26 protein-coding genes are annotated in these 26,429 nt (G+C 73.6%); 7 read left to right on the top strand and 19 right to left on the bottom strand.

Going from position 1 to position 26,429, the window contains the following annotated elements; all coding sequences use genetic code 11:
• Positions 1 to 70 precede the first annotated feature (70 nt).
• The 3 genes from argJ to ACFVHB_RS30960 all read right to left on the bottom strand — a co-directional run bounded on the left by argJ (position 71) and on the right by ACFVHB_RS30960 (position 3,668).
• Positions 71 to 1,243 (bottom strand): bifunctional glutamate N-acetyltransferase/amino-acid acetyltransferase ArgJ, encoded by a 1,173-nt coding sequence (gene argJ / locus ACFVHB_RS30970; protein WP_380328828.1) that lies wholly within the window; start codon positions 1,241 to 1,243, stop codon positions 71 to 73.
• Positions 1,240 to 2,268 (bottom strand): N-acetyl-gamma-glutamyl-phosphate reductase, encoded by a 1,029-nt coding sequence (gene argC / locus ACFVHB_RS30965; RefSeq protein ID WP_380328826.1) that lies wholly within the window; start codon positions 2,266 to 2,268, stop codon positions 1,240 to 1,242. The genes argJ and argC overlap by 4 nt, the downstream gene beginning before the upstream one ends.
• Before the next feature lie 176 nt (positions 2,269 to 2,444).
• Entirely contained in the window at positions 2,445 to 3,668 is a 1,224-nt protein-coding gene (locus ACFVHB_RS30960) for a methyltransferase (protein ID WP_380328824.1), read from the bottom strand.
• A gap of 98 nt (positions 3,669 to 3,766) precedes the next feature.
• Here ACFVHB_RS30960 and ACFVHB_RS30955 point away from each other — a divergent pair, with 98 nt between their 5' ends.
• Both ACFVHB_RS30955 and ACFVHB_RS30950 read left to right on the top strand, forming a co-directional pair.
• Positions 3,767 to 4,168 carry a VOC family protein gene (locus ACFVHB_RS30955; protein ID WP_380328822.1) on the top strand — a complete coding sequence of 134 codons (402 nt, stop codon included), beginning with the start codon at positions 3,767 to 3,769 and terminating at the stop codon, positions 4,166 to 4,168.
• A gap of 30 nt (positions 4,169 to 4,198) precedes the next feature.
• Positions 4,199 to 4,573, top strand: a complete 375-nt coding sequence (locus tag ACFVHB_RS30950; RefSeq protein WP_380328820.1) for an RNA-binding S4 domain-containing protein — start codon at positions 4,199 to 4,201, stop codon at positions 4,571 to 4,573.
• Between the two features lie 19 nt (positions 4,574 to 4,592).
• Here ACFVHB_RS30950 and ACFVHB_RS30945 read toward each other — a convergent pair whose 3' ends face one another.
• Together ACFVHB_RS30945 and ACFVHB_RS30940 are read right to left on the bottom strand one after the other, a co-directional pair.
• Positions 4,593 to 5,147 carry an HD domain-containing protein gene (locus ACFVHB_RS30945; RefSeq protein WP_380328818.1) on the bottom strand — a complete coding sequence of 185 codons (555 nt, stop codon included), beginning with the start codon at positions 5,145 to 5,147 and terminating at the stop codon, positions 4,593 to 4,595.
• Positions 5,148 to 5,271: 124 nt separating this feature from the next.
• Entirely contained in the window at positions 5,272 to 6,219 is a 948-nt protein-coding gene (locus tag ACFVHB_RS30940; RefSeq protein ID WP_380328816.1) for an SAM-dependent methyltransferase, read from the bottom strand.
• A 224-nt stretch (positions 6,220 to 6,443) separates the two neighbouring features.
• On the opposite strand from ACFVHB_RS30940, the gene ACFVHB_RS30935 reads away from it, so the two are divergent.
• Positions 6,444 to 7,373, top strand: a complete 930-nt coding sequence (locus tag ACFVHB_RS30935) for a polysaccharide deacetylase family protein (protein WP_380328815.1) — start codon at positions 6,444 to 6,446, stop codon at positions 7,371 to 7,373.
• Positions 7,374 to 7,443: 70 nt separating this feature from the next.
• Here ACFVHB_RS30935 and ACFVHB_RS30930 read toward each other — a convergent pair whose 3' ends face one another.
• Positions 7,444 to 8,262 (bottom strand): SDR family NAD(P)-dependent oxidoreductase, encoded by an 819-nt coding sequence (locus ACFVHB_RS30930; protein ID WP_380328813.1) that lies wholly within the window; start codon positions 8,260 to 8,262, stop codon positions 7,444 to 7,446.
• Positions 8,263 to 8,607: 345 nt separating this feature from the next.
• On the opposite strand from ACFVHB_RS30930, the gene ACFVHB_RS30925 reads away from it, so the two are divergent.
• On the top strand, positions 8,608 to 9,477 hold the full coding sequence (locus ACFVHB_RS30925; RefSeq protein ID WP_380328811.1) for a 3-hydroxybutyryl-CoA dehydrogenase: 870 nt from the start codon (positions 8,608 to 8,610) through the stop codon (positions 9,475 to 9,477).
• 83 nt (positions 9,478 to 9,560) lie between these two features.
• Here the strand turns inward: ACFVHB_RS30925 and ACFVHB_RS30920 are convergent, their stop codons facing one another.
• From ACFVHB_RS30920 to infC, 12 genes are all read right to left on the bottom strand, one after another.
• A complete protein-coding gene (locus tag ACFVHB_RS30920; RefSeq protein WP_380328810.1) occupies positions 9,561 to 10,652 on the bottom strand; it encodes a sugar ABC transporter substrate-binding protein in 1,092 nt (363 codons plus the stop codon).
• A 286-nt stretch (positions 10,653 to 10,938) separates the two neighbouring features.
• Positions 10,939 to 11,784, bottom strand: coding sequence for a chitosanase (locus ACFVHB_RS30915; protein WP_380328808.1), 846 nt, complete (start codon positions 11,782 to 11,784; stop codon positions 10,939 to 10,941).
• A 161-nt stretch (positions 11,785 to 11,945) separates the two neighbouring features.
• Positions 11,946 to 12,911: a hypothetical protein gene (locus ACFVHB_RS30910; protein ID WP_380328806.1), complete on the bottom strand. Its 966-nt coding sequence runs from the start codon at positions 12,909 to 12,911 to the stop codon at positions 11,946 to 11,948.
• On the bottom strand, positions 12,908 to 13,837 hold the full coding sequence (locus ACFVHB_RS30905; RefSeq protein WP_380328804.1) for an ATP-binding cassette domain-containing protein: 930 nt from the start codon (positions 13,835 to 13,837) through the stop codon (positions 12,908 to 12,910). The genes ACFVHB_RS30910 and ACFVHB_RS30905 overlap by 4 nt, the downstream gene beginning before the upstream one ends.
• Positions 13,834 to 14,274, bottom strand: coding sequence for a GntR family transcriptional regulator (locus ACFVHB_RS30900; protein ID WP_380328802.1), 441 nt, complete (start codon positions 14,272 to 14,274; stop codon positions 13,834 to 13,836). Before ACFVHB_RS30900 ends, ACFVHB_RS30905 begins: the two co-directional genes overlap by 4 nt.
• Before the next feature lie 102 nt (positions 14,275 to 14,376).
• Positions 14,377 to 16,878 carry a phenylalanine--tRNA ligase subunit beta gene (gene pheT / locus ACFVHB_RS30895; RefSeq protein WP_380328800.1) on the bottom strand — a complete coding sequence of 834 codons (2,502 nt, stop codon included), beginning with the start codon at positions 16,876 to 16,878 and terminating at the stop codon, positions 14,377 to 14,379.
• Positions 16,878 to 17,999 carry a phenylalanine--tRNA ligase subunit alpha gene (gene pheS, locus ACFVHB_RS30890; protein ID WP_380328798.1) on the bottom strand — a complete coding sequence of 374 codons (1,122 nt, stop codon included), beginning with the start codon at positions 17,997 to 17,999 and terminating at the stop codon, positions 16,878 to 16,880. Before pheS ends, pheT begins: the two co-directional genes overlap by 1 nt.
• Before the next feature lie 259 nt (positions 18,000 to 18,258).
• Entirely contained in the window at positions 18,259 to 19,362 is a 1,104-nt protein-coding gene (locus ACFVHB_RS30885) for an ATP-binding protein (RefSeq protein ID WP_380328796.1), read from the bottom strand.
• 151 nt (positions 19,363 to 19,513) lie between these two features.
• A complete protein-coding gene (locus tag ACFVHB_RS30880) occupies positions 19,514 to 20,380 on the bottom strand; it encodes a TrmH family RNA methyltransferase (RefSeq protein ID WP_380328794.1) in 867 nt (288 codons plus the stop codon).
• A gap of 166 nt (positions 20,381 to 20,546) precedes the next feature.
• A complete protein-coding gene (gene rplT, locus ACFVHB_RS30875; RefSeq protein ID WP_030055649.1) occupies positions 20,547 to 20,942 on the bottom strand; it encodes a 50S ribosomal protein L20 in 396 nt (131 codons plus the stop codon).
• Positions 20,943 to 21,051: 109 nt separating this feature from the next.
• A complete protein-coding gene (rpmI, locus tag ACFVHB_RS30870) occupies positions 21,052 to 21,246 on the bottom strand; it encodes a 50S ribosomal protein L35 (protein WP_030286227.1) in 195 nt (64 codons plus the stop codon).
• Positions 21,247 to 21,386: 140 nt separating this feature from the next.
• Positions 21,387 to 22,094 carry a translation initiation factor IF-3 gene (gene infC, locus ACFVHB_RS30865; RefSeq protein ID WP_380328862.1) on the bottom strand — a complete coding sequence of 236 codons (708 nt, stop codon included), beginning with the start codon at positions 22,092 to 22,094 and terminating at the stop codon, positions 21,387 to 21,389.
• 461 nt (positions 22,095 to 22,555) lie between these two features.
• Here infC and ACFVHB_RS30860 point away from each other — a divergent pair, with 461 nt between their 5' ends.
• Positions 22,556 to 22,933 (top strand): DUF1844 domain-containing protein, encoded by a 378-nt coding sequence (locus tag ACFVHB_RS30860; protein WP_360191440.1) that lies wholly within the window; start codon positions 22,556 to 22,558, stop codon positions 22,931 to 22,933.
• Between the two features lie 123 nt (positions 22,934 to 23,056).
• Here the strand turns inward: ACFVHB_RS30860 and ACFVHB_RS30855 are convergent, their stop codons facing one another.
• A complete protein-coding gene (locus ACFVHB_RS30855; RefSeq protein WP_380328791.1) occupies positions 23,057 to 23,800 on the bottom strand; it encodes an SseB family protein in 744 nt (247 codons plus the stop codon).
• Between the two features lie 100 nt (positions 23,801 to 23,900).
• Here ACFVHB_RS30855 and ACFVHB_RS30850 point away from each other — a divergent pair, with 100 nt between their 5' ends.
• Both ACFVHB_RS30850 and ACFVHB_RS30845 read left to right on the top strand, forming a co-directional pair.
• Positions 23,901 to 25,133 (top strand): alanine racemase, encoded by a 1,233-nt coding sequence (locus ACFVHB_RS30850; protein ID WP_380328789.1) that lies wholly within the window; start codon positions 23,901 to 23,903, stop codon positions 25,131 to 25,133.
• A 258-nt stretch (positions 25,134 to 25,391) separates the two neighbouring features.
• Complete coding sequence (locus ACFVHB_RS30845; RefSeq protein ID WP_380328787.1) at positions 25,392 to 26,312, top strand: lytic polysaccharide monooxygenase; 921 nt, start codon at positions 25,392 to 25,394, stop codon at positions 26,310 to 26,312.
• Positions 26,313 to 26,429 lie beyond the last annotated feature (117 nt).

Raw genomic sequence — 26,429 nt, 5'->3', positions numbered from 1 at the left:
GTGTTGTTGCGGGCCTGTTCGCCCTTGGGTGCGATCTGCACTTTTCCGTGTCCCTCGGGGGCTCGGTGTCTCAGGTGGAGTAGGCGCTGTTCTCGTGCACGTAGTCGGCGGTGAGGTCGTTGGTCCACAGGGTGGCCGCGGCCTCGCCCGCGTTGAGGCGGGCGGTGATGACGACCTCGCGGCCGGTCATGTCGACCAGGTCGCGGTCCTCGCCCACGCTGCCGTCCCGGCAGACCCAGACGCCGTTGATGGCGACGTCGAGGCGGTTCGGGTCGAAGGCGGCGGTGGTGGTGCCGATGGCGGCCAGCACCCGGCCCCAGTTCGGGTCCTCGCCGTGGATGGCGCACTTCAGCAGGTTGTTGCGGCCGATGACGCGGGCGACGTCGACGGCCTCGTCCTCGGTGGCGGCGGCGGTGACCTCGATCCGGATGTCCTTGCTCGCGCCCTCGGCGTCGCCGATCAGCTGGCGGGCGAGGTCGGCGCAGACGGTGCGGACGGCCTCGTCGAACTCGGCCCGGTCCGGGGTGGTGCCGGAGGCGCCCGAGGCGAGCAGCAGGACGGTGTCGTTGGTCGACATGCAGCCGTCGGAGTCGATCCGGTCGAAGGTGGTGCGGGTGGCGCCGCGCAGCGAGGCGTCCAGGGCCGCGGCGTCCAGGTCGGCGTCGGTGGTGAGGACGACCAGCATGGTGGCCAGGCTCGGGGCGAGCATGCCGGCGCCCTTGGCCATGCCGCCGACGGTCCAGCCGGCCGGGCTGGTGACCTGGGCGGTCTTGTGGACGGTGTCGGTGGTCTTGATGGCGATCGCGGCGGCCTCGCCGCCGGTCGCGCTCAGCTCCGCGGCGGCGGTGGCGACGCCGGGCAGCAGGAGGTCCATCGGCAGGCGGACGCCGATCAGGCCGGTGGAGGCGACGGCGACCTCGCCGGCGTTGAGCTTCAGCTCCTCGGCGACCTTCTCGGCGGTGGCGTGGGTGTCCTGGAAGCCGAGCGGGCCGGTACAGGCGTTGGCGCCACCGGAGTTGAGGACGACGGCGGAGACCAGGCCGCCCTTGAGGACCTGCTCGGACCAGAGCACGGGCGCGGCCTTGACCCGGTTGGCGGTGAAGACGCCGGCGGCGGCGAGCGAGGGGCCGTCGTTGACGACCAGGGCGAGGTCCGGGGTGCCGGACGCCTTGATGCCGGCGGTGACTCCGGCGGCTCGGAAACCCTTGGCGGCCGTCACTCCGAGGTTCTGGTGGTCGGTCACGGTGCGACTCCGTTCACGGGAAGGCCCAGCTCCTCGGGGAGCCCGAGGGCGATGTTCATGCTCTGCACCGCGCCGCCGGCGGTGCCCTTGACCAGGTTGTCGATCGCGCTGATCGCGATGATCCGCCCGGCGGCCTCGTCGAGGGCGACCTGGACGAGCGCGGCGTTCGAGCCGTAGACGCTGCTGGTCTGCGGCCACTGCCCCTCGGGCAGCAGGTGGACGAAGGGCTCGCCGGCGAACGCCTCGGCGTAGGCGGCGCGCAGGCCCTCGCTCGTCACGCCGGGCCTGGCCTTGGCGGAGCAGGTGGCGAGGATGCCGCGCGGCATCGGCACCAGGGTGGGGGTGAAGGAGACGGTGACCGGCTCGCCCGCGAGCGGGGTGAGGTTCTGCGACATCTCCGGGGTGTGCCGGTGGACGCCACCGACGCCGTAGGCGCTGACGCTGCCCATGACCTCGCTGCCGAGCAGGTGGGTCTTGGCGGCCTTGCCGGCGCCCGAGGTGCCGGACGCGGCGACGATCACGGCCTCGGGCTCGGCGAGCCCCGCCGCGTAGGCCGGGAACAGCGCGAGCGAGGCGGCGGTCGGGTAGCAGCCGGGCACGGCGATCCGGTTGACGCCCTTGAGCGCGGCCCGGTGGCCGGGCAGCTCGGGCAGGCCGTACGGCCAGGTGCCGGCGTGCGCGGAGCCGTAGAACTGCTCCCAGTCGGCGGCCGCCCTGAGCCGGAAGTCGGCGCCGCAGTCCACGACCAGCACGTTCCCGCCGAGCGCCTCGGCGACGGCGGCGGACTGGCCGTGCGGCAGCGCCAGGAACACCACGTCGTGGTCGGCCAGCACCTCGGGGGTGGTGGGCTCCAGGATCCGGTCGGCGAGCGGGAGCAGGTGCGGCTGCAGTGCGCCGAGCCTGGTGCCCGCGTTGGAGCCGCCCGTCAGCGCCCCGATCTCCACCTCCGGGTGGCCGAGCAGCAGGCGCAGCACCTCACCGCCCGCGTATCCGCTCGCGCCGGCGACGGCGACTCGCAATGCCATGGCGTTCCCTCCTTAGTCGTGGCATGAATATACGCAGTACGGAACATTCATGCAAGGAGTGTGCGGGGAAGCGCCCGGCCGCCGGGCCGGGCGCGAAACCGCGGAGGAACCGGGGGAGGAACCGGGGACGGCCCGGACGCGGGCCGGCGGCGGGCCGGGCTCGGGCCGGGCGCGGGTCAGCGCTTCACGGCGCGCAGGACCACGAACTTGGGGTTGCCGGCGACGAGTTGGCAGTTGCCGAAGAGGCGGCGCAGCTTGACGTGGTAGCCGAGGTGGCGGTTGCCGACCACCCAGAGTTCGCCGCCGGGCCGCAAGGCGCGGCGGGCGCCGGTGAACATCCGCCAGGCGGTGGCGTCGGTGGTCGCCTGGTGGGAGTGGAACGGCGGGTTGTTGAGGACGAGGTCCACCGAGCCGGGCGGGACGGCCTCGGTGTCGAGGGCGTCGGCGGTGAGGAACTCGGCGGACGCGTCCGGGCCGAGGTTGGCGCGGAAGGTCGCCTCGGCGGAGGCCACGGCCTGGTGGGACTCGTCCACGAAGACCAGCTCGGCCCCGGGGCTCGCCAGCGCCGCCGCGGTGCCGACCACGCCGTTGCCGCAGCCGAGGTCGACCACGCGGGCACCGGGGGCGGCGGTCGGCAGGTGGCCGAGGAAGAAGCGGGTGCCGATGTCCAGGCGCTCGGCGCAGAAGGTGCCGGCGTGGTTGACCACGGTACGGCCGGCGGCCGGGCCGATGTCGCCGGGCAGCGCATAGGTGTGCGGCCAGGGGCTGGGGCCGGGCTCCAGCGCCGGGTCGGGGGTGCAGAAGATCAGCCGGGCCTTGCGGACCGCGAGCGAGGTGCGGGTCGGGCCGAGGACGCGCTCGAAGAGCTGGAGCGTGGAGGTGTGGATCTCGGTCACCATGCCGGTGCCGACGACCACCGTGCCGGCGTGCACGGCCGGGGCCAGCCGGTGCAGCTGGTCCTCCAGCAGCGCGAGGCTCTTCGGGACCCGTACCAGCAGGACGTCGATCCGCTCCGGCGGCGCGTCCTGGGTGGTGAGCAGCCGGGCGGCGTCGGGGGCGGCGCCGGCCCGGGCCAGGTTGGCCAGGGTGGCCCGCCGGCCGAGGTGGGAGTCGGAGACCTGGACCGGACCGGCCGGGGCGTCGGCGGCGAGCGCCGCGGCCAGGGCCGTGGTCAGGGCGCCCCAGCGGTCGCCGAGGACGACCACCGTACGGCCGGTGAGCCCGGTGGGCGCGCCCTGGGCGCTGTCGGCCTCGCCGGCCAGGTGGCGCAGCAGGTACTCGTCGGCGGCGTCCCAGGCGCGCAGCCGCTCGCGCGGGTCCTCCGGGTAGCGGGTGAGGTCGAAGGTGCCCCACGGGGTGACGAAGGGGGTCGCGGCGGCGGGCGTGCTGAGGCGGTTCATCGTGGTCTCAGGCTAGCCGACCGCCGGGCGGGGGCCGTCCGGGCGGCCGATACTGGAGGGGCCAGACCGGAGGGACCCGACCGGAAGGGGCTCGGGAAATGGACTGGAAGCTCGAAGTGGTGGTGGTTCCGGTGTCCGACGTGGACCGGGCCAAGGTCTTCTACGAGGAACAGGCCGGCTTCACGGTGGACCACGACACCCGGATCCGCGACGGCGTCCGGGTGGTCCAGCTGACGCCCCCGGGCTCGGGGTGCTCGATCGTGGTGGGCACCGGGGTCACGGACGCGCCGCCGGGCTCGCTGAAGGGACTCCAGCTGGTGGTGCCGGACATCGACAAGGCGCACGGCGAACTGGTCGCGCGCGGGGTGGAGGTGAGTCCGGTGCAGCACTTCGAGGCCGGCGCCCGGGTGGACGGGCGTGGCGGGGCCTGGAACTCCTTCGTGTTCTTCTCCGACCCGGACGGCAACGGCTGGGCCGTCCAGGAGTCGCCGCAGGCCTGAGCGCGCCGGACGGCTGGGTAGGCTCGGAGGATGGTCGAAGACGAGGGAAGCGTCCGGGTGGACAGCTGGATCTGGTCGGTGCGGCTCGCCAAGACGCGCGCGCTGGCGGCCGCCGCGTGCCGGGCCGGGCACGTCCAGGTGAACGGGGAGCGGGCCAAGCCCGCGCAGTCGCTCAAGCCGGGGGACGAGGTGCGGGTGCGCCTGGAGGGCTACGAGCGCGTCGTGGTGGTGAAGCGGCTGATCCGCAAGCGGGTCGGCGCCGCGGTCGCGGCCGAGTGCCTGGTGGACAACAGCCCGCCGCGCCCGCCGCGCGAGCTGGTCGCCTCCGCCGGCGAACGGGACCGGGGCGCCGGCCGGCCCACCAAGCGCGACCGGCGCGAACTGGACCAGCTACGACGGCGGTAGCCGCCCACCGAGCACCCCGCTACCCGCGCCGAACGGGGTGCTCGGCCTGAACGGCGAGCCGGCGCGGGGCGTCGTCGCCGATCCGGGTGAGCAGGTCGTCGAGTTCCACGAAGACCTCCCACCGCTCGCGCCGGGCGGCAGCGGCGAGCCGGTCGACCACGAGGTCCTCCAGGTCGCGGATCCGGCTGTTCTTCCACGCCTTGTCGGCCAGGCTCACCAGCAGTTCCTCGGTGCTGGTGCCCGGCTCGCCCCAGCTCGCGTGCGTGCGGGCGAACCGGGCGAGCCGCTCGGGGACGCCGTGGGCGCGCAGCAGCTCGTACCCGGCGGGCTCGTGGGCGGAGCCGGGCGCGGAGAGTTCCTCCGGGTGGACGGTCTTGCCGATGTCGTGGGTGGCGGCCCCGAACAGCACCGCCTCGCGGTCCAGCGCGAGGCCCGGGCAGGCCGCGGCACACCAGTCGGCGATCGTCCGCGCGACCTCGTGCACCAGGCTCAGGTGGGCGACCAGCCGGGGTGGGGCGTCGACCGATGCCAGCAACCGGCCGGCGGCGTCGGGCAGCGGCGGGAGACCGGGCACGGGTGTGGGGGTAGCCCTTTCGGGTGACGGGTTGTCAGTGGTGGGGGTTAGCGTCGGGTGGACGGGGGCGCGGGGCGGCCCCGGCGCTCTGGAGGGGAGGCGCCGGGGCCGGTGCGCGGAGCCGTCAGCGCTTGAACGCGACACCCGCGTAGGCCGAGACCTCCTGCCAGCCCTCGGGGAGTTCGCCGGTGGGGACGTGCCCGGCCTCGGGGCGCCAGAGCGGGAGTTGGACCAGGCCGGGCCCGGTGAACTCGAAGTCGCCGAAGAACGGCTCGACGCCGGCGCGCGGGCGCAGGACGAGCGGGGCGCTGGCGCTCCGGTAGATCCGGGCGCCCTCGGCGGCGCTCTCCCGGGAGGCGAAGTCGGGGCTGCCGTGCGAGAGGATCAGCGCGCTGCCGGGGGCGAGCGCGTCGCGCAGCGTGCGGACGATCGCCTCGGCGCCGTCCTCGTCCCGGATGAAGTGCAGGACGGCGACGAGCATCAGGGCGACCGGCTCGCCGAGGTCGACGGCGGAGCGCAGGGCGGGGTGTTCGAGGATCGCCGCGGGTTCGCGCAGGTCCGCCTCGATCACCGAGGTGTGGCCGACCGGCTGACCCGCCAGCAGGGCGCGGGCGTGGGTGGCCACGATCGGGTCGTTGTCGACGTACACCACGCGGGCGTCCGGGGCGACCCGCCGGGCGACCTCGCTGGTGGAGCCGACGGCGGGGATGCCGGTACCGATGTCGATGAACTGGCGGATGCCCCGGCCGGCGACGAACTCGACGGCGCGGCCCAGGAATTCGCGGTTGGTGCGGGCGAGCAGGGGCAGCGCCGGGTAGGCGGCGATGGCGGCCTCGGCGGCCTTGCGGTCGACCTCGAAGTTGTCCTTGCCGCCGAGGTAGTAGTCGTACATCCGGGCGGTGTGCGGGACACCGGTGTCCAGTTCGGTCGGCGGCTGCCAGTCCTCGGCCCGGGCCCAGTCCCAGTCCGTGTCGGTCCCGGAGCCGTTCTCCACGCCGTTCTTCACGCCGTTCTCGGTGCCGTCGTCAGCGCCGGCGGGTATGCCGGTCGTCGCCGTGGTGTCCTCGTGCATCCTGCTTCCGCCCCCTATGCCTCACTGCCGGAATGCCTGCCCCGTCGCGGCGCGTGCCCCACCACGCGGTGCGCCGTGATCGTATCCGACGACATGCCGTGGAAACAGCGAGAGTTCGGGTTTCCCCGGCCCTCCACGGATGGAATGTGTGCACGTCAACCACGCGCCGCGGGGCCCGCCCCTCGAATCGCCCCTGCGTGTCGCCGTCTCTATGCTGGCTGCCGATGACTGCCGACCGGATGACCGTCTCCCGCCGCTCCGTCCTGCGCGCCTCCGCCGGAATGGCCGCCCTCACCGCCACCGGCGGGCTGCTCACCGCCTGCGCCGACGGCGGCCAGCGCCGGGCCGACCCGGGCGCGCTCGCGGTGCACCCCGGCACCGTCCACCCGGGCGGCGGCGACCCGGCCGCGGTGGACCCGGCCTGGGGCGGCGGCGAGGGTCCGGCCTCGCCCGCCCCGGCGTCACCGGCGACCGCCACCCCCTCCCCCGACCCGGCCGCCGCCACCGCGCCGCCGGCCCCGCCGGTGCTGGCGCCGCTCGCCCCCGGCACGCCGGTCGAGGTCGCGTACGGGCCGCGCACCGGCAAGAACGTCGCGCTGACCTTCCACGGCAGCGGCGACCCGAAGCTGGCCACCACCCTGCTGGAGATCGCCGAGCAGCGCGGCGCCGGGCTGACCGTGATGGCCGTCGGCAGCTGGCTGGACCAGCAGCCGCAGATGGCCCGGCGCGTCCTGGACGGCGGCCACGAGCTGGGCAACCACACCCAGAACCACCTGAACATCTCCGCGATGACCCCCGACCAGGCGCGCGCCGAGATCGCCCAGTGCGCGGAGCGGTTGCAGCGGCTCACCGGCTCGATCGGCCGCTGGTTCCGGCCGTCCGCCGCCCAGTACGCCACTCCGATGGTGCGCGAGCAGGCCAGGGCGGTCGGTTACGAGCACGTGCTCGCGTTCGACGTCGACCCGCGCGACTACAGCGACCCGAGCGCGGCGGAGCTGCAGCGCCGGGTGCTCGGCTCGGTCAAGGGCGGCTCGGTGGTGGCGCTGCACATGGGCCACCAGTGCACGGTGGACGCGCTGCCCGGGATCCTGGACGGGCTGGCGAAGTCCGGGCTCAAGCCGGTGACGGCCAGCGCCCTCTTCGCCCCCGCGTGACCCGCCCGGCGCCCGGACCCGCCCCGCTCCCTGGTGTCGGCGCCGGCCCCCAGGGCATCCTCAGGGCGCCCTAGCCCAGCGGGTCCTCGGGACCGTACGGGCGCAGCCGCAGCGTCCGCGCGTCGGCCTCGCGGATCTCCTCGGCGCGGCTGACCAGCTCCTCCAGGTTGTCCCGCCCGGCGTGGATGAACCGGCCGTGCAGTGCGTCGAAGCGGCCGCGGGCGGCGTCCACGGTGACCGCGACCATGTACGGGATGGAGCCCCAGGTCTTCATGTCCCGGAACATCGGCATGCCCGCCGTCATGTCGGTGGCGACCGCGCCCGGGCTGATGTCGAGCACGACCACGTGGTGCTCGGCGAGCGAGTCGGCCATGTTGTCGGAGAGTTGGAGCAGCGCCCCCTTGGAGGTGGCGTACGCGGTGTAGTGGCCGTCCGGGCGCAGCGCGAAGCCGGAGTTGAGGTTGACGACCCGGCCGCGGCGGCGTTCGACCATGCCGGGCAGGACGCAGCGCAGCAGGTTGTAGGGGCCGCGCAGGTTGGTCTCGACCACCTGCCACCACTGGTTGGCGTCGGTCTCCCACAGCGGTACCTCGGCGCGGTCGACCTGGCCGGCGTTGTTGACCAGCAGGTCGACCGGCCCGAGGTCGTGCTCGACGACGCGGACCGCCTCGCGGACCGAGGCGGGCCGGGTGACGTCCGCGGCGACGGCGACACCGCGGGCGCCGTGCCGGGCGCACTCCTTGAGCGTTTCGGTGATGGTCTCGTGGGTGCGGCCGACCAGGCCGACGGCCATGCCCTCGGCGGCGAGGCCGATGGCGATCTCCCGACCGATGCCCCGGCCGGCTCCGGTGACCAGGGCGACCTGTCCTGTGAGCGATCCCGTTGCCATCCCCGTGCTCCCTTCGCCTGCCACCGTGCCCCGCCCCTCCCCCCGGCCCGCCCGTCCCGGCCCGGGGGCCCGGCTCGTGGATCCGCGGCCGTCCCGCATTCTGTCCGGCCGCGGGCGCGCCGGCCCGGCGGGCGCACGGCCGCGGACGACGGGGACACCCGTTCGGCGCAGCCTCCGGCCGGCCGGTCGGCCCGGGGAGGGGATGACCTACTCGCCGGTACGGAGTAGTAACGTCGTCGGAGCGGTGCACCGGTGCCCACATACCGGTACACCGCCCGCCGAACAGCGGCTTGCTGGACACCTGTCGCTGGGGCCGCACCCCCAGCACCACCGAAGGGCAACTGAGTGAGTGACATCGCGCGCGTCGGAGTGATCGGCTGCGGTCTGATGGGGTCGGGCATCGCGGAGGTGTTCGCCCGGGCCGGGCTGGACGTCCTGGTGTCGGAGGCCAACGGGGAAGCCCTGGAGTTCGGCCGCACCCGGCTGACCAACTCCCTGGAGACGGCCGTCAAGCGGGGCAAGCTGACCGTCGAGCAGCGCGACGAGGCGCTGGCCCGGCTGACCTTCACCACCGACCTCGCCGACTTCGCGGACCGCGACCTGGTGGTCGAGGCGGTCGCCGAGCGCGAGGACATCAAGGTCCAGATCTTCCAGACGCTGGACCAGGTGATCGAGCGCCGGGACGCGATCCTCGCCTCCAACACCTCGTCGATCCCGATCGTGAAGCTGGCCGCCGCCACCACGCGCCCGGAGCAGGTGATCGGCCTGCACTTCTTCAACCCGGCGCCGGTGCAGAAGCTGGTGGAGGTGATCCCGACCCTGACCACCTCGGCCACGACCACCGAGCGGGTCGAGGCCTTCGCCACCGAGGTGCTCGGCAAGGAGCCGATCCGCGCCCGGGACCGGGCCGGCTTCGTGGTGAACGCGCTGCTGGTGCCGTACCTGCTGTCCGCGGTGCGGATGTTCGAGTCGGGCGTGGCGACCGCGTCCGACATCGACAAGGGCATGGAGGCCGGCTGCGCCCACCCGATGGGTCCGCTGCGGCTGTGCGACCTGATCGGCCTGGACACCATCGTCTCGATCGCCGAGTCGATGTACGACGAGTACAAGGAGCCGCTGTACGCCGCTCCCCCGCTGCTCTCCCGGATGGTCGACGCGGGCCTGCTGGGCCGCAAGTCCGGCCGCGGCTTCTACGACTACACCGCGAGCGCCTGACACCCGGCGGGCCGCCCGGTTCCGTCCGCCCCCTCGGCGGGCGGAACCGGGCGGCCCGCGCGAACGGCCCCGGTGTCCGGGCGCTACTTGACGCCGGCCGCGGCGCAGGCGTCAGCGACCTGCGGGGTGCAGAGGTCGGCCGCCTTGTAGAGGCCGCCGCCGACGACCGTGACCTGCACCTTCGCCTTGGTCACCACGATCGGCGTGAGCAGCAGCGAGGGGATCCGCACCCCGCCGCTCTCGGTGATCGCGCTCGCCACCGAGCTGATGTCCATGCCCTCGACCAGCTGGACGGCGATGGTGCCCGCCGCCTCCGCCTCGGGCTTGTACGGCTTGTAGATGGTGTAGGTCTGCTCGCCGGTCAGCACCCGGCGCACCGCGTCGATGGACGCGTCCTGGCCGCCCACCGGCACGTTCTTGATCCCGGCCGCCTTCAGCGCCTCGATGACGGAGGCGGCCATGCCGTCGTTGGCGGCGTACACGGCCTGGATGCCGTCCTTGCCGAGCGACTTGATCGCCTCGTTCATCTTCGCGGTGGCCACCTCCGGCTTCCACTCGCCGGACTGCTCGTAGGCGATCTTCTTGACCTTGCCGTCCAGGGCCCGGTGCGCGCCCGCCTTGAACATGCCCGCGTTGGGGTCGGACTCGGCGCCGTTGATCATCACCACGTTGGCGGCGGCGGCCTTCGGGCCGAGCGCGTCCAGCAGCGCCTGGCCCTGGAGTTCGCCCGTGCGGCCGTTGTCGAACGAGACGTACGCGGCGACCTTCCCCTCGGCCAGCCGGTCGTAGGCGACGACCTTCGCGCCCTTGGCGGCGGCGGCCTCGACCCACGGCGCGGTGCTCTTCGCGTTGACCGGGTCGAGCAGGATGACCTTCACGCCCTTCGCCAGCAGGTCGTCGAACTGGCGCTTCTGGGTGGCCTCGTTGCCGTCGGCGTTGGCGTAGTCGATCACGCACTTCGGGCAGAGCCCGGTCACGGTCGATTCGATGAGCGGCTTGTCGAAGGCCTCGTAGCGGGTGGAGGAGGCGTTCTCCGGCAGCAGCAGGCCGATGGTCTTGGCTGCCCCGTCGGCCGCAGGGGTCTGCGTCCCGTCGGTCTGGCCGCAGGCCGCGAGGGCGAGCGCCAGCGACAGCGCGGCCGTGCCCGTGGCCGCGCGACGCATGGGTCTGTTCATGGCGGGTGGTCCTCCTGACTGCGCCGCAGCGTCGCGGCAGAGGACGGAGTCAAGCGCCAGAACAGCGATTACGTCAAGAAGTGAAGGAGGTTCCGGGGCCTCTTCGGACCAATTCGTTATCGAGTGAATGGGAAGTGAAGGCGGTCTCCGCATCGCCGCAGGCCAGTAGAATCCGATCGGCCGCAGGCGTCAAGTCGTGAATCCAGGGCGGCACGCCCGGGGCCGCAAAGACCTCGGCCCGGCCCGGACGTCACCGTCCGGGCCGGGCCGTTCCACGGGATCCGGGTCAGCTGTTGATGCTGTAGCTGTCGCCGTAGACCTTCCACTTGAGCGGCGGGTTGAGGTCGAAGTTCCTCGCGTTGAGGAAGACCAGCTGCTCGGTGTCGACCCGGCTGGTGTCGGAGTGCGCCTCCTCGGTCTTCATCGCGGCGCGGCGGGCGTCCAGGAAGGCCTTGAGGTAGGTGGCCTCGTCGCCGCCCTGGGCCGGGGTCTTCGCCTTCTTCATCGCGGTCCTGCGGATGCCGCCGAAGCTGGTCGAGTCGGTGCCGGGGCCGTGCATCACGATGGCGTCGTAGTAGATGAACTGGCCGAGCGCGCGCAGGCCGTCGGCCTTGGCCTGGTTGACGGCGGGGTTGAAGTAGACCCGGTCGCGCTCGTCGTCCTGGGCCCGCTGGAAGACGGCGTCCTTGGCGGCGGTGGCCCAGTCGCGCTCGAAGGCGGAGCCGAGGCCGGCGTGCGAGTCGCTGCCGTTGACCTTGCGCAGCGCCGGGAGGTACTTGGCGAGGACGTTGCCGGGCTTGAGGTCGGTGTAGTGCTCGACCAGGTCGAGCATGTCGCCGGTGCCGGAACAGAAGCCGATGATGCCCGCGGTGTAGCCGCGGCCGTCCTTGATGTCCTCGATGTACTTGTACTGGGCCTTCCAGTCCAGCGAGGAGTTCTCGGCGCTGGACACCAGCTGCATCGCGATGTCCTTCTTGTGCGGGTCGTCCAGGCCGACGCCCTTGACCTGGACGGCGGCCGCGGCGACCGGGGCCGCCGCGTGGGCTGCGCCGGTGGCCGCGACCGTGGCGGGCGCGGCCACCAGCAGGGCGGCGAGGGCCATGCGTACGGTGCGGTGCTGCTGACGGTGCATCTGGGCTCCGTATCCGTGGGGGCGGGTGTGCGGGCACCCGCCGCGTGGAGTTAGGAAACTTTCCTAACTACTTGATAGCGGCCACGCCCCGTGCCCCGCAAGGGTTTTGACGGAATCACCTCAACCACTGCCCCCTCGGGCACCCCGGCCCTGCCCCGCGTTCACACCGCGCGGCGGCGCAGCCACCAGACCGCGACGGCACAGGCGGCCACTCCCAGCACCGCCATCCAGCCGAACTCGACGAACTGGAAGGACCAGTAGCGGTCGGCCGGCTGGTAGACCTCGTGCACCGCGTAGCCGCCGTCCCGGACCAGCTTCTCCGCGTCGGCGAAGCCCTTCCCGAGGTCGAACAGCTCACTGCTGCCGATCCGGTTCCCCGCCGGATCGGAGTACCAGGTGCTCCCCGTCCAGCGCTGGTCCACCGAGGTCTGCACCAGGGTGTGGACGGTGTCCTCCAGCGGCGTCCGGTAGTGGAACCGCAGGCCCTCGGCCACGAAGGTGACCGCGACCGAGGCCACGAGACCGGCCCCCACCGCCACCACCGTCCGGCGCAGCACCGCACCCGCCAGCACCGCGCATCCGAAGGCCAGCAGTGCCCGGCCGGCCAGCGCCGGGGCGCCCTCGACGAACAGGGCCGGGCTGAACCGCCCGCCCTGACGGGCCAGCGGTTCGTTCCACCAGGCGAGCTCCACCCCGACCAGCGCCGTCGCGCCGGTCAGCGCCACCCCGGCCAGGGCCAGCCCGCCCACCGTGAAGCGCCCCCGGCCCGCACCCTGGGTCCAGGCGAAGCGGAACGTGCCGTGCTCGAACTCCCGCGCGACCAGCGGCCCGCCGACGAACGCGCCGACCGCGCCGCCGAACAGGTAGAGCACCGTGTTGCCCACCATCAGCGGGGCACCCCAGCCGTGGATGAAGTCCTTCCAGACCCGGTTGCACTCCAGCAGCGCCGGATCGCACGCCTCCGCCCCCGAGCTCCGGTAGCCGGCGCGCACGTACAGGCCGCTGGCCAGCAGCACGGCACAGACGCCGGCCAGGACGGCGAGTCCCGTCAGCAGGGCGGTGCGGTGGCGGAGCCAGACCGCCCCGAGGACGCCGCCCAGGGGCAGGCCGGCGGTGATCGTGCTCACGACTGCAGCACCCTCTCGTCTCGACGGACGGCCCCGCTCGGGCCGGGAAGCGCGGAGGCGGCCGGTTCGCGCAGGTAGGCGAGGACCAGCTCCTCCAGTCCGACGCGTTGCTGGCGCCAGTCGCGGCCGACCGGGGCGTCCACGCCGCCGGTGCGCACCAGCAGGTGGGACTGGGCGCCGGCCCGCCGGTCCCGGACCACCGGGAGCCGGGCCGCGACCGCATCGGCCTCGGCGGTCGGGCCGGTGAGCATCCGGTGGGCGCCGAGCAGGTCGTCCACCTCGCCGCCGACCTGGACCCGTCCGCCGGCCAGCACCACCAGGTAGTCGCAGGTCTGCTCCAGCTCGGCGACGGCGTGCGAGGAGAACAGCACCGAGAGGCCGTCCTCGGCGACGGCGGTCAGCAGCAGGGCCATGAAGTCGTGCCGGGCCAGCGGGTCGAGGGCGGCCAACGGCTCGTCCAGCAACAGCAGTTCGGGCCGTTTGGCGAGTGCGAGGGCGAGCGAGACCTGGGCCTGCTGGCCGCCGGAGAGCCGACCGTACCTGCGGTCGAGCGGAATACCCAGACCGTCCAGATGGGCGCGGGCCCGGGTGTCGTCCCAGCGCCGGTTGAGGCCGCGGCCCATCCGCAGCAGGTCGCGGACGGCGAGCCCCGGGTAGAGCGCGGCGTTCTGGGCGACGAAGCCGATCCGGTCCAACGCACCCGGGGAGCCGGGAAGTTCGCCGCCGAGAACGCTCAGGGCACCCTCGGTCGGGGCGGTCAGCCCGGCGGCCAGGTTCAGCAGGGTGGACTTGCCGGCGCCGTTCGGGCCGACCAGCGCCACCACGTACCCGGCCGGGATCGCGAGGTGGCAGTCCCGCAGCGCCCAGGAGCGGCGGTAGCGCTTGCCCAGTCCGCCGCAGTCGATCACCGTGTCCGGCGCCCTCACGCCACCACCCCGTCCGAACCGTTCCGCAGATCGCGCAGCGCGTCCTCGAACACCGCGGCCATCCCCTCCTCGTCCAGCCCGGCGGCCCGCGCGGTGCGCAGCCAGTCGAGCAACCCCCTCCGCAGCGCGGCCCGTTCGCGCAGCGGCACGACGCCGGCGGGCAGCCCGCGGACGAAGGTGCCCTGGCCGCGCCGCCCGGTCGCGAGCCCCCGGTGCTCCAGCTCCCGGTACGCCTTGAGCACGGTGTTGGGGTTGATCGCCAGCCCCGCCACCACTTCGCGCACCCGCGGCAGTCGGTCGCCCTCCCGCAACCAGCCCATCCGCAGCGCCTGTTCGACCTGCTGCACCAGTTGCAGGTAGGTCGGGACGCCGGAGGCCGGGTCCAGGCGGAACTCGATCGGCGGGGGCTGCTCCTCCCCTGTTTTATCTACTTGCATAGTTAATGAGTGAAGTGGAGAAGTGACGGGACGTCAACCAAGGAACGGCAAAGGGCCCCCGGAGACCGGTCGGTCTCCGGGGGCCCTTCGGCGGACGGGGCGTCAGGCGCCGCGCAGCACCGCGCCCGTCCGGGCCACGGCCTCGGCGACGGCCGCCTCGCGGGCGGCGGTCGCCTCGTCGGCGGTCAGCGTGCGGTCGGCGGCGCGGAAGCGCAGCGCGTACGCCAGCGACTTCTTGCCCTCGCCGACCTGCTCGCCGGTGAACACGTCGAACAGCCGGATCGCCTCCAGCAGCTCGCCGGCGCCGGCCCGCAGCGCGGCCTCGACCTCGGCGGCCGGGACGGCGGTGTCCACGATCAGCGCCACGTCCTGGGTGGCGACCGGGAAGCCGGAGACCGCCGGGCCGGAGACCCGCTCGGCGCCGTCCTCGGTCAGCAGGTCCAGGTCGAGCTGCATCGCGCTGGTGCGCTCCGGCAGGCCCATGGCCTTGACGACGCGCGGGTGCAGCTCACCGGCGTGGCCGACCACGCGGTCGGTGCCGGCCACCACCAGCTCGGCGCAGCGGCCCGGGTGCCACGGCATCAGCTGGCCCTGGCGGACGGTCAGCTCGACGCCGGCGGCGCGGGCCACCGTGCGGCCGGCCTCGATCGCGTCGGCCCAGCTCGCCTGGGAGCCCTTGCCCCACCAGCCGGACGGCAGCCGCTCGCCGGCCAGCGCGACGGCGACCCGGCGCGGCTGGTGCGGCAGCGCCGCGTCCAGCGCGGCCAGCTCCTCGTCGGTCGGCCGGCGGTCGACGGCCGGGCGCGGCGCCACGGACAGCTCGTCCTTCGGCAGGAAGACCGTGCCCATCTCGAAGATCGCCAGGTCGGTGTTGCCGCGGCCGACGTTGCGGCGCAGCGCCCCGAGCAGGCCCGGCAGCAGCGTGGTGCGCAGCGCCGGCTCCTCGTCGTTGAGCGGGTTGACCAGCTTCACCGTGCGGCGGCGCCGGTCGTCCTTCTCCAGGCCGAGCGCGTCGAAGGCGGCGTCCCCGACGAACGGGTAGTTGTTGACCTCGACGTAGCCGGCCGCGGCCAGCGCCACGCCGACCCGGCGGTGCATCCGCTGGGCCTCGGTCAGGCCCTTGCCCGGCGGCACGGTGGGCATCCGGGCGGGCACGTTGTCGTAGCCCTCCAGGCGGATGACCTCCTCCGCGAGGTCGTACGGGTCGGTGAGGTCGGGGCGCCAGGTCGGCGGGGTGACCTCCAGGACGTCGGCGCCCGCGACGGAGCAGCCGATCTCCTGCAGGCGCCGGGTGACGGTCTCGCGGCCGTACTCGGTGCCGGCGACCCGGTCGGGCAGGTCGGCGGCGATGGTGATGGTGCGCACCGGGTGCGGCGCGGCGATGTCGGTGACACCGGCCTCGGCGGTGCCGCCGGCGATCAGCACCAGCAGGTCGACGGCGCGCTGCGCGGCGGCGCGGGCGGCCTCCGGGTCGACGCCGCGCTCGAAGCGCTTGGACGCCTCGGAGGGCAGCTTGTGCCGCTTGGCGCCGCGGGCGATGGCGACCGGGTCGAAGTGCGCCGCCTCGATGATCACCTCGGTGGTGCCCGGGCCGGCGGCCGGGTCGAGGATCTCGGTGGAGGCGCCGCCCATCACGCCGGCCAGGCCGATCGGGCCGCTGTTGTCGCAGATCAGCAGGTCCTCGGGGGACAGCTTGCGCTTGACCCCGTCGAGGGTGGTGAGGGTCTCGCCCGCCTCGGCCCGGCGGACCAGGATCGGCCCGTCGACCCGCTGCTTGTCGTAGGCGTGCAGCGGCTGGCCGACCTCGAGCATCACGTAGTTGGTGATGTCGACGGCCAGCGAGATCGGCCGGATGCCGGACTTCTGCAGGCGGCGCTGCAGCCAGATCGGCGACTTGGCGGCCGGGTCGAGGCCGACCACCGTGCGGGCCACGAAGCGGTCGCAGCCGGCCGGGTCGGCGACCTTGACCAGGTAGCCGTAGGAGTTGGCCGGGGGCACGTCGAGCAGCGCGGGGTCGGCCAGCGGCAGCCCGTACGCGGCGGCGGCCTCGCGGGCGACACCGCGCATCGAGAGGCAGTAGCCGCGGTCCGGGGTGACGGCGATGTCCAGCACCTCGTCGACCAGCTGGAGCAGCTCGATCGCGTCGGTGCCGGGCTCGTACTCGGGCGGGAGCACGATGATGCCGTTGTGGTCGTCGCCCATGCCCAGCTCGCGGGCGGAGCAGATCATGCCGGCCGAGGTGTGGCCGTAGGTCTGCCGGGCGGAGATCGGGAACGGGCCGGGCAGCACGGCGCCCGGGAGCACGACCACGACCTTGTCGCCGACGGCGAAGTTGGTCGCGCCGCAGACGATCTCCTGCGGCTCGCCGGTGCCGTTGGCGTCGCCGACGTTGACGAAGCAGTGCCGGATCGGCTTCTTGAAGCCGGACAGCTCCTCGATGGAGAGCACCTCGCCGACCACCAGCGGGCCCTTGAGGTCGCCGCCGAGCTGCTCGACGGTCTCGACCTCCAGGCCGGCCCGGACCAGCCGCTCCGCGACGTCACGGCCGGTCTCGCCGGCCGGCAGGTCGACGTACTCGCGCAGCCAGGAAAGCGGGACGCGCATCAGATCTCCATCCCGAACGGGAGGGTGAAACGCACGTCACCCTCGACCATGTCGCGCATGTCGGCGACGTTGTGACGGTTCATCAGGATCCGCTCCAGGCCCAGGCCGAAGGCGAACCCGCTGTAGCGGCTCGGGTCGACGCCGCAGGCGACGAGCACCCGCGGGTTGACCACGCCGCAGCCGCCGAGCTCGATCCAGCCCTCCGAGGAGCAGGTCCGGCAGGGCTTGTCCGGGTTGCCGACGGACTCGCCGCGGCAGACGAAGCACTGCAGGTCGATCTCGGCGCTCGGCTCGGTGAACGGGAAGTACGAGGGGCGCCAGCGCAGCTCCAGGCCGTCGCCGATCAGCTTGGAGACCAGCTGCTCGATGGTGCCCTTGAGGTCGGCGAAGGTGATGCCCTCGTCCACGGCCAGGCCCTCGACCTGCCGGAAGACCGGGGTGTGGGTGGCGTCCAGCTCGTCGGTCCGGTAGACCCGGCCGGGGCAGACGACGTAGATGGGGGGCTCGCGGTCGAGCATGGTGCGGGCCTGGACCGGGGAGGTCTGGGTGCGCAGCACCACGCCCGAGTCGGCGGAGCCGTCCGGGGCCTGGACGAAGAAGGTGTCCTGCATCGAGCGGGCCGGGTGGTCCGGGCCCAGGTTGAGCGCGTCGAAGTTCAGCCACTCGGCCTCGACCTCGGGGCCCTCGGCGACCTCGTAGCCCATCGCGACGAAGGTGTCCTCGATGCGCTCGGCCAGCGTGGTCAGCGGGTGCCGGGCGCCGCGCGGGGTGCGGTCGTACGGCAGGGTGACGTCCACCGCCTCCTCGACCAGCACACGGGCGTCGCGCTCCGCCTCCAGCTCGGCCTGGCGCTTGGCGAGGGCCTGGTTGACGGCGCCGCGGGCCTGGCCGATCAGCTTGCCGGCGGCGGCCTTGGCGTGCGGGGGCAGGGCGCCGATCTCGCGGTTGGCGAGGGAGAGCGCGGAGCGGTCGCCGGTGTGGGCGACCTTGGCCTGCTTCAGCTCGTCGAGGGAGGTGGCGGCGGCGAAGGCCTTGACGGCCTCGTCCCGGGCCTGCTCCACCACCTCGGGCTTGAGGGCCTCGACCTCGACCGGGTCGTACGACTTGTTGGGTGCCGACATCTCTATCTTTCCCGTGCTCCTGCTCGTCCGTGCTCAGGTAAAGGGGGCTCGTGCGCCCTCCTCGCCCGCCAACGGGCAGGAGGGGCCCTTCGCGTCACGCCCGGCGGGGCCGGGGCACGGGCAGCCCCCGCCTCGGTACTCGGGGAGGGTGTCCGCGGCACAGCCGCGCAGGGCGTTGCGCAACGCCAAAGGTCGAGTGTAGTCGCAGCGCGTAGCGCGACCGTCGTGATGCCCGCCCGGCGGCGACTTCGGGAACTGCTCAGAGCATGAAGTCGGGCACGCCGGCGGGCAGGATAAATCGGAACCGGGCGCCGCCGCCGGGCGCGCGGTCGACGCGGATCGAGCCGCCGTGGGCCTCCACGATGCCCTTGACGATGTAGAGGCCCAGGCCGGTGCCGCCGCGCTTGGAGCCGCGCCAGAAGCGGGTGAAGACGCGCGGCATCGAATCCTCGGGGATGCCCGTTCCTTCGTCGCTCACGGTGACTGCGGTGCCTTCCACGGTGCGGGGCGGGGTGCCGGAGCGCTCCCAGACGGGCGCCTCGACGACCTCCTTGGCCGGTGCCACCTCGATGGTGACAGTTCCCTCACCGTGCCGCACCGCATTTTCGAGCAGGTTGGCCAGCACCTGGTCGACCTTGTCCGGGTCGGCCCAGAGCACGGTGAGCGGCTCGCTGACCCGGATGTCGAAGCGGTCCTCGGGGATGCCGGTGGCGACCTTGCGCGCCACGTGCCGGTGGACCGCCGCGGCCAGGTCCACCACCTGCTTGCGCAGCTCCAGCCGGCCGGCGTCGATCCGGGAGATGTCCAGCAGCTCGGCGATCAGCCGGGTGACCCGGTCGGCGTCGGCGTCGACGGTCTCCAGCATCAGCCGCTTCTGGCCGTCGGTGAACCGCTCCCACTTGGCCAGCAGCGTCGCGGTGAACCCCTTGACGCTAGTGAGCGGCGACCGCAGCTCGTGCGCCACCGTGGCGATCAGCTCGGCGTGGCTGCGCTCGGTCCGCCGGCGGGCCTCGGTGCCGCGCAGCGCGATCACCAGGCGCTCCAGCCGCCCCTGCGGGCGGGCCCGCACGTACCGGGCGGAGACCAGCACCTCACGCCCGCCGGGCAGCAGCAGGTTGCGCTCCGGCTGGCTGGTCCGGATCGCCAGCCCGCCGTACGGGTCGGTCAGCTGCCACCAGCGGCGGCCGTCCAGGTCCTCCAGCGGGAGGGCGTCCTCCAGCGGACTGCCCAGCACGGCCTCCGGGCGGATGCCGGTCAGCCGGGCGGCGGCCCGGTTGAAGCAGACCACCCGGCCCAGCGCATCGGCGACCACCAGGCCGTCCGGCAGGTCGTCCGGATCGAGCTCTGGCCCGCTGCCGACCATGGGTGTCCTCCCCGATTACCCACCGTGTCTTTCCCCCCACCGAGGCAGACCCTAGCGTCTCGCAGCCCCTGGTAATAGGGCGTGACCGACAATGTGCGCCCGGCGGGAAACGTCGGGCGCGCCCCCGGCCGCGACGGCTTCCGCAGGGCGGCTACTCCTTGGCCCGGCATCCGCCCGGCGAGCGCTGGGCCCGCGCGGAGGCGTAGAGGCAGACGGCGGCGGCCGTGGCCAGGTTCAGGCTCTCGGCGTGCCCGTGGATCGGCACGCGCACCACCTCGTCGGTGAGTGCGCGGGTCTCCTCCGGGAGCCCCCACGCCTCGTTGCCGAACACCCAGGCGCCGGGCGCGCCCAGGGTGCCCTCGTCCAGCTCCTGGTCGAGGTCGCGCTCCCCCGCGCCGTCGGCGGCGAGCACCCGCACACCGGCCTCGCGCAGCCGGCCGACCACCTCCTCGACCGGTACGCCGACGGCGACCGGGAGGTGGAACAGGCTGCCGACGGAGGCCCGGACGGCCTTCGGGTTGTAGAGGTCCACCGAGGCGTCGGTGAGCACGACGGCGTCCGCGCCGGCCGCGTCGGCGGTGCGCAGCACGGTGCCGGCGTTGCCGGGGTCGCGCACGTGGGCGAGCACCGCGACCAGCTTCGGCCGGGCCTTGAGCACCTCGGCGAACGGGGTGTCGATGAACCGGCAGAGCGCCACGATGCCCTGCGGGGTCACGGTGTCGCAGATGTCCGCGATCACCTCGTCGGTCGCGGTGAGCACCGGCAGCCCCTCCGCGAGCGCGGCCCCGACGATGGCGGCGTGCCGCTCGGCGGCCTCCGGGGTCACGTACACCTCGACCACGGCGTGCTCGGCCGAGCCCGGCAGCTTCCCGAACGCGACGGCCTCGCGGACCGCCTGCGGGCCCTCGGCGAGGAAGCGGCGCTCCTTCGTGCGCTGGTTCCGCTTGGCGAGCCGGCGGGCGGCGACGACGCGCGGCGAGCGCAGGGAGGTGAGCAGGGGGGTGTCGGTGCTCGGCATGGTCTCGTCTCTGTGGCGCTGGGAGTGCGTGGGGCGCTGACGTGGGGCGCTGGTGTGGTGCCGCTGACGTGGGGCGCCGGCGTGGGGCGCTGGGGGGAACGCAAAACCGGACCCGCAGGGGGTGCCTGCGGGTCCGGTCAAGTCACGACTACCGATCCAAGAAGGATCAGGCGGCGTCGGCGGCGGCCTTCGGGGCGTTCACGTCGGCCGGCAGCGCCTTCTGCGCGACCTCGACCAGCGACGCGAAGGCGCCCGGGTCGTTCACCGCGAGGTCGGCCAGCATCTTGCGGTCGATCTCGACGCTGGCGGCCTTCAGGCCCTGCACGAAGCGGTTGTAGGTGATGCCGTTGGCACGGGCCGCAGCGTTGATGCGCTGGATCCACAGCTGACGGAAGTCGCCCTTGCGCTTCTTGCGGTCGTTGAAGTTGTAGACCAGCGAGTGGGTGACCTGCTCCTTGGCCTTGCGGTACAGGCGCGAACGCTGGCCACGGTAGCCGCTGGCGCGCTCCAGGATGACCCGGCGCTTCTTGTGGGCGTTGACTGCCCGCTTGACGCGTGCCACTTGATTACTCCTTGGGTAGGACCACGGACTACTTCACGCGGTCCGTCATTCGAATGGGTCGGGAAGGATCAGCTGCCCCGCTCACGGCTCGCGCCGGGCGGGAGGGCGATCACTTGCCGAGAAGCTTCTTGATCTTCTTGGCGTCAGCGGGGGCCATCTCGACGGTCCCGGCCAGCTTGCGGGTCAGCGTCGAGGGCTTGTGCTCCAGGAGGTGGCGACGGCCGGCGCGCTCGCGCAGCACCTTGCCAGAGCCACTGATCTTGAAGCGCTTGCTGGCGCCACTGTGCGTCTTCTGCTTCGGCATTTCGCCGTATCTCCTCGTCAGTCCGTCCACGCCCGCGCGGTGGTTGCCGCGCGGGCGTGAAGGATGGATCTGCGGTGACCGGGCGGGACGCCCCGTCACCCTTGGTGGCCGGTCCCCCGGGCCGCCCTGGCCGTGAAGGCTCAGGCGTCCTGGGAGGCCTCGGCCGGCTGCTCGACCTCGGCGGCGTCCTCGACGGCCTCCGCCTCGGCCGTGGCGTCCTGGGCCTCGACGGCCGCGTCCGCGTCGTCCGCGGCGGCGTCGGGGCCGGTGGTCCGGCCCTGACGCTCGGCCTTGCGGGCGTCGGCGAGGGCGCGGGCCTCGGCCATCGCCTCGGTCTTCTTCTTGTGCGGGCCAAGAACCATGATCATGTTACGGCCGTCCTGCTTGGCCGAGGACTCCACGAAGCCCAGGTCCTGGACGTCGTTGGCCAGCCGCTGCAGCAGTCGGAAGCCCAGCTCGGGGCGGGACTGCTCACGACCGCGGAACATGATCGTGATCTTGACCTTGTCGCCCTGCTTGAGGAACCGGACGACGTGACCCTTCTTGGTGTCGTAGTCGTGCGGGTCGATCTTCGGCCGGAGCTTCATCTCCTTGATGACCGTGTGCGCCTGGTTCTTGCGCGCCTCACGGGCCTTCATGGCCGACTCGTACTTGAACTTGCCGTAGTCCATGAGCTTGCACACCGGCGGCCGGGCGGTCGCCGCGACCTCGACCAGGTCGAGGTCGTACTCCTGCGCGAGCTCCAGCGCCTTGGCAAGCGGCACGATGCCGACCTGCTCGCCGCTGGGACCGACGAGTCGCACCTCGGGGACGCGAATCCGGTCGTTGATGCGGGGCTCGGTGCTGATGGGGCCTCCTCGGTTGCACCTTCTGCGATGCGGCCGTCGGACGGCGGTCGCACGTAGTGGACTCGACCACTGGGCGGGGCTTCATTCGTGCTGCGCTGCCTGACTTGCTGCTAGGCACTGCACGCACCGCGACACGAAAAAAGCCCCGCTCGGTACAAGCGGGGCTCCACACAACCGGGGGCTGCGCCCGTTTTGGGGGCGCTGCGGGCGACTCGGCACCGTGGTGCCCGTCGCGGACCGGACCCGTCGACCGCGAGGCCGATCAGGTGGGAGACTTTCGCGGTTGCCCTCTCGGGCCTCCTGGGTGGAGCCTCCACTTGCTGGCCGGGCGCCCTTGAGAGCACCTGGCCGGTCAGTCTCGAAGCATACAGCGCCGGGGGGTCGAATGCTATTCCGCCCCCGCCGAGCCGCCCTTGTACGCTCCCTGTGTACGGACACCGGCACGACGGAACGAGCCCCCCTTGAGCAGCGAGCCCACCCAGAACCCCGCCGCGGACGACGAGACGATCGGCTTCGACGACCTCACCCGGGACATCGCCGAGGTCCCGGCCGTCGAGGTGATCACCACCGTCGCGGTGCACCTGATGAGCGCCGCCGCCGTGAAGTGCGGCCTGGCCGAGGGCGGCGAGGCGGACAAGGACCTCGACGAGGCCCGCAAGCTGATCACCGCGCTGGCCGGGCTGGTCACCGCCGGCGCCCCCGAGATCAGCAACTTCCACGCGGCGCCGCTGCGGGACGGCCTGAAGTCGCTCCAGCTCGCCTTCCGCGAGGCCTCGCTCGTCCCGGACGCCCCGGGCGCGGGCCCGGGCGAGAAGTTCACCGGGCCGGTCTACGCCTGAACCCGATGACGGAGGGGGCCATCCGCTCACGTGAGCGGGTGGCCCCCTCCGCCGTTCAACGGACACCGCTCCCCGGCGCCGGGGGGCGTCGGCCCAGCACCGGTCCAGCGCCGGCAGCTCGTCCTAGCGCCGGTAGAGCGGCTCGCCCGGCAGCCGGGCGTCGGCCGGGAGCACCGCCAGGCTCAGGCCCCGGTCGAGCCGCACCCGCAGCACCGGGTCGGCCGCCACCGCCTGCCCCACCCGCTGCGCGGCGGCCTGCACGCCCGGCTGGTCCAGCGCCGGGTCCAGCACCACCGCGAGCAGCCCGTCGCCGTCCTGGTAGGGCGCCAGCAGACCGCTCACCACCTGCGGCTCGGCCGCCAGCAGCGCCCGCACCGCCTCCCGCACCTCGGGGTCGGCGACCGGCGGCAGGTACGGCCGGTTCTCCGCCAGCGCGCGCAGCCGGGCGCCGGACAGCTGGAAGGCCACCGGGCCGGCCGGGTCGATCAGCAGGGTGTCGGCGCGCTCCGAGAAGGCGACCATCGCGGCCTGCGGCGCGGCGACCGGCGCCGGGCGGGCGTCGGCCCGCCAGCGGGTCATCGCGTCCATCGAGGTGAAGGCCGGCAGGGCGCGGCGGCCGTCGGCGGCCTCGACCACCGGGACGGCCATGTCACTGGTCTTCTCGTGCTTGTGCCCGTGCTCGTCCACCTCGACCTCGCCGAGGACGGCGACGATCGGGACCATCAACCGGGTCGGCGTCAGCGCCGCGAGCACCTCCGGCTCGGCGGCGCGGTCCTGCGACCAGCGCGCGAGCGCCTCGGCGAGCGCGGGGTCGGCACTGCCGTCGTCGGCGGCGAATCCTGGGTTCGGGATGTTCTTGCGGTCCACCCGGCCGACCCTATGCCACCACCCGGCCGTCACCACACGGACCGAAGGTCCCCCGTCCGTTCCACTACCGACCGGTAGCGAGGTGTGGCAGTCTGCGCGCATGGCCACGCTCGAAGCTGCTGCCCGCACCGCCGCCGCGCCCTCGCCCGCGGCCGACCGCGCCCGCTACGACCGGGCCACCGCCCACCTGGACGGGCCGGTGGCCGTCGTCGACCTGGCGGCGTTCGACGCCAACGCCGCCGATCTGGTGCGCCGGGCGGCCGGCAAGCCGGTCCGGGTGGCCAGCAAGTCGGTCCGGTGCCGGGCCCTGCTGGAACGGGTGCTCGCGACGGACGGCTTCGCCGGGGTGATGAGCTTCACGCTCGCCGAGTCGCTCTGGCTGGCCCGCACCGGGATGCGCGACATCCTGCTCGCCTACCCCTCCGCCGACCGGGCCGGCTTCGCCGAGCTGACCGCCGACCCCGAGCTGGCCGCCACCATCACCGTGCTGCTGGACGACCCGGCCCAGCTGGACCTCATCGACGCGGCCCGGGCCGGCTCCGCCGAGGTGCGGGTCTGCCTGGAGCTGGACACCGCGCTGCACCTGCTCGGTGGGCGGGTCCGGGTCGGCGCCCGGCGCTCCCCGCTGCGCACCCCCGAGGACCTCGGCGCCTTCGCCGAACTGGTGCAGCGGCGCCGGGGGTTCCGGGTGGTCGGACTGATGGCGTACGAGGGGCACATCGCCGGCGTGGGGGACGACGTGCCCGGGCGGCCGGTGCGCTCCCGGCTGATCCGGCTCATGCAGGCCACGGCGCGGACCGAACTGGCCGAGCGCCGGGCCGCCGTGGTCCGCCGGCTGCGCCGGGTGGCCGAGCTGGAGTTCGTCAACGGCGGCGGCACCGGCAGCGTCGAGTCGACGGTCGCGGAGCGGGCGGTCACCGAGGTGGCGGCCGGCTCCGGGCTGTACGTGCCGCAGCTGTTCGACCACTACCGCGCCTTCCGGGGCCGGCCGGCCGCGCTGTTCGGGCAGCCGGTGGTGCGCCGGCCCGGCGTCGGCGTGGTGACGGTGCTCGGCGGCGGCTACCCGGCCTCCGGGGCGGCCGGCCCGGACCGCTCCCCCGTGCCGTACCTGCCGCCGGGGCTGCGCTACGACCCGATGGAGGGCGCCGGCGAGGTGCAGACCCCGCTGCTCGGCTCCGCCGCCGACGACCTGCTGATCGGTGACCGGGTCTGGTTCCGGCACGCCAAGGCGGGCGAGCTGTGCGAGCGCTTCGCCGAACTGCACCTGATCGAGGGCGACGAGGTGGTGCGGACCGTCCCGACCTACCGCGGCGAGTCCAAGACCTTCCTCTGACAGCACGGCGGCCGACGACCTTTCCGCCGTCTTAAGAAGGCCCGCTGGGATGCCTAACTCCGGCTTCCTGTCGGGCCTTTGCGCTGCGCCGGAGGCTACAGTCCGTCAAAAAGTGGCCCACAAAGGGCTATTGCCAGCTGGTCTAGTCCAATCATACGCTCAGGCCGGGGGTCCGCGCGCCGGGTCGGCGGCCCCTCGGGCAGACGTGTCCCTCCCCCACACGATCGACCCGGACCACGGTCAAGGAGTCCCCACCCCATGTCCATGAAGCGAACCGCCCTGTCCGTCGGCGTGATCGGCGCCGCGGTCATCGCCGTGTCGGCCGCCGCCACCGGCACCGCCGGCGCCCACGGCACCATCACCAACCCGGTCAGCCGGGTCGCCGCCTGCTACGCCGAAGGCCCGGAGAACCCCAAGTCCCAGATCTGCAAGGACCTCGTGGCGATGAGCGGCACCCAGCCGCTGTACGACTGGAACGAGGTCAACATCGCCAACGCGGACGGCCGCCACCAGGCGCTGATCCCGGACGGCAAGCTCTGCTCCGCCAACCGGGACAAGTACAAGGCGCTCGACCTGCCGCGGACCGACTGGCCGGCCACCCCGGTCAGCGCGGGCACCGTCAACGTCAAGTTCCGGGTCACCGCGCCGCACCAGGGCAACCAGACCGTCTACATCACCAAGCAGAGCTGGGACCCGACCCAGCCGCTGAAGTGGTCCGACCTCGACCCGACCCCGGTCGCCGTGGTGCCGACCAGCCGGACCGCGACGGACGGCTACTACACCTACACCGGCACGCTGCCGCAGCGCACCGGCCGCCAGCTGCTCTACATGATCTGGCAGCGCACCGACAGCCCCGAGGCCTTCTACAGCTGCTCCGACGTCGACTTCGGCAAGGCCGCCACCGCCGGGCAGCCGGTACCGGCCCTCGCCGCGCCGGCGCCGGCCGCGCCGAGCGAGGAGCAGATCGCCGCGGGCCGGTCCAAGTCCACCGTTTCCCACCACGGGCACGGCGGCGACGCCAACGAGCCGGCCGGCGCGGTCGTCCCGACCGCCCATGCCGCCGTCGGCGGCTCGGCCACCGGCCCGCTGCTGCTGGCGGGCGCCGCCGCGATCGGCGTCGGCTGGGCCGGCATGGTGCTCCGGCGCCGTCGCTTCGAGGCTGTTCGACGCGACTCCTGACCGCCGGAGGCCGGGACCGGACCGCGACCGACCCCCGTGCGGTCCGGTCCCGGTGTCCGTCCGAGCGCGACACGACGGGGGGGCCCCCCCCCCGTGCCGGGGGGGGGCCGGCCGGCC

This window comes from Kitasatospora sp. NPDC127111, assembly GCF_042677465.1.
Lineage (GTDB): Bacteria > Actinomycetota > Actinomycetes > Streptomycetales > Streptomycetaceae > Kitasatospora.
Note: the sequence above shows the minus strand (reverse complement) of the source record. Positions and strands in the feature narration are given on the sequence as shown.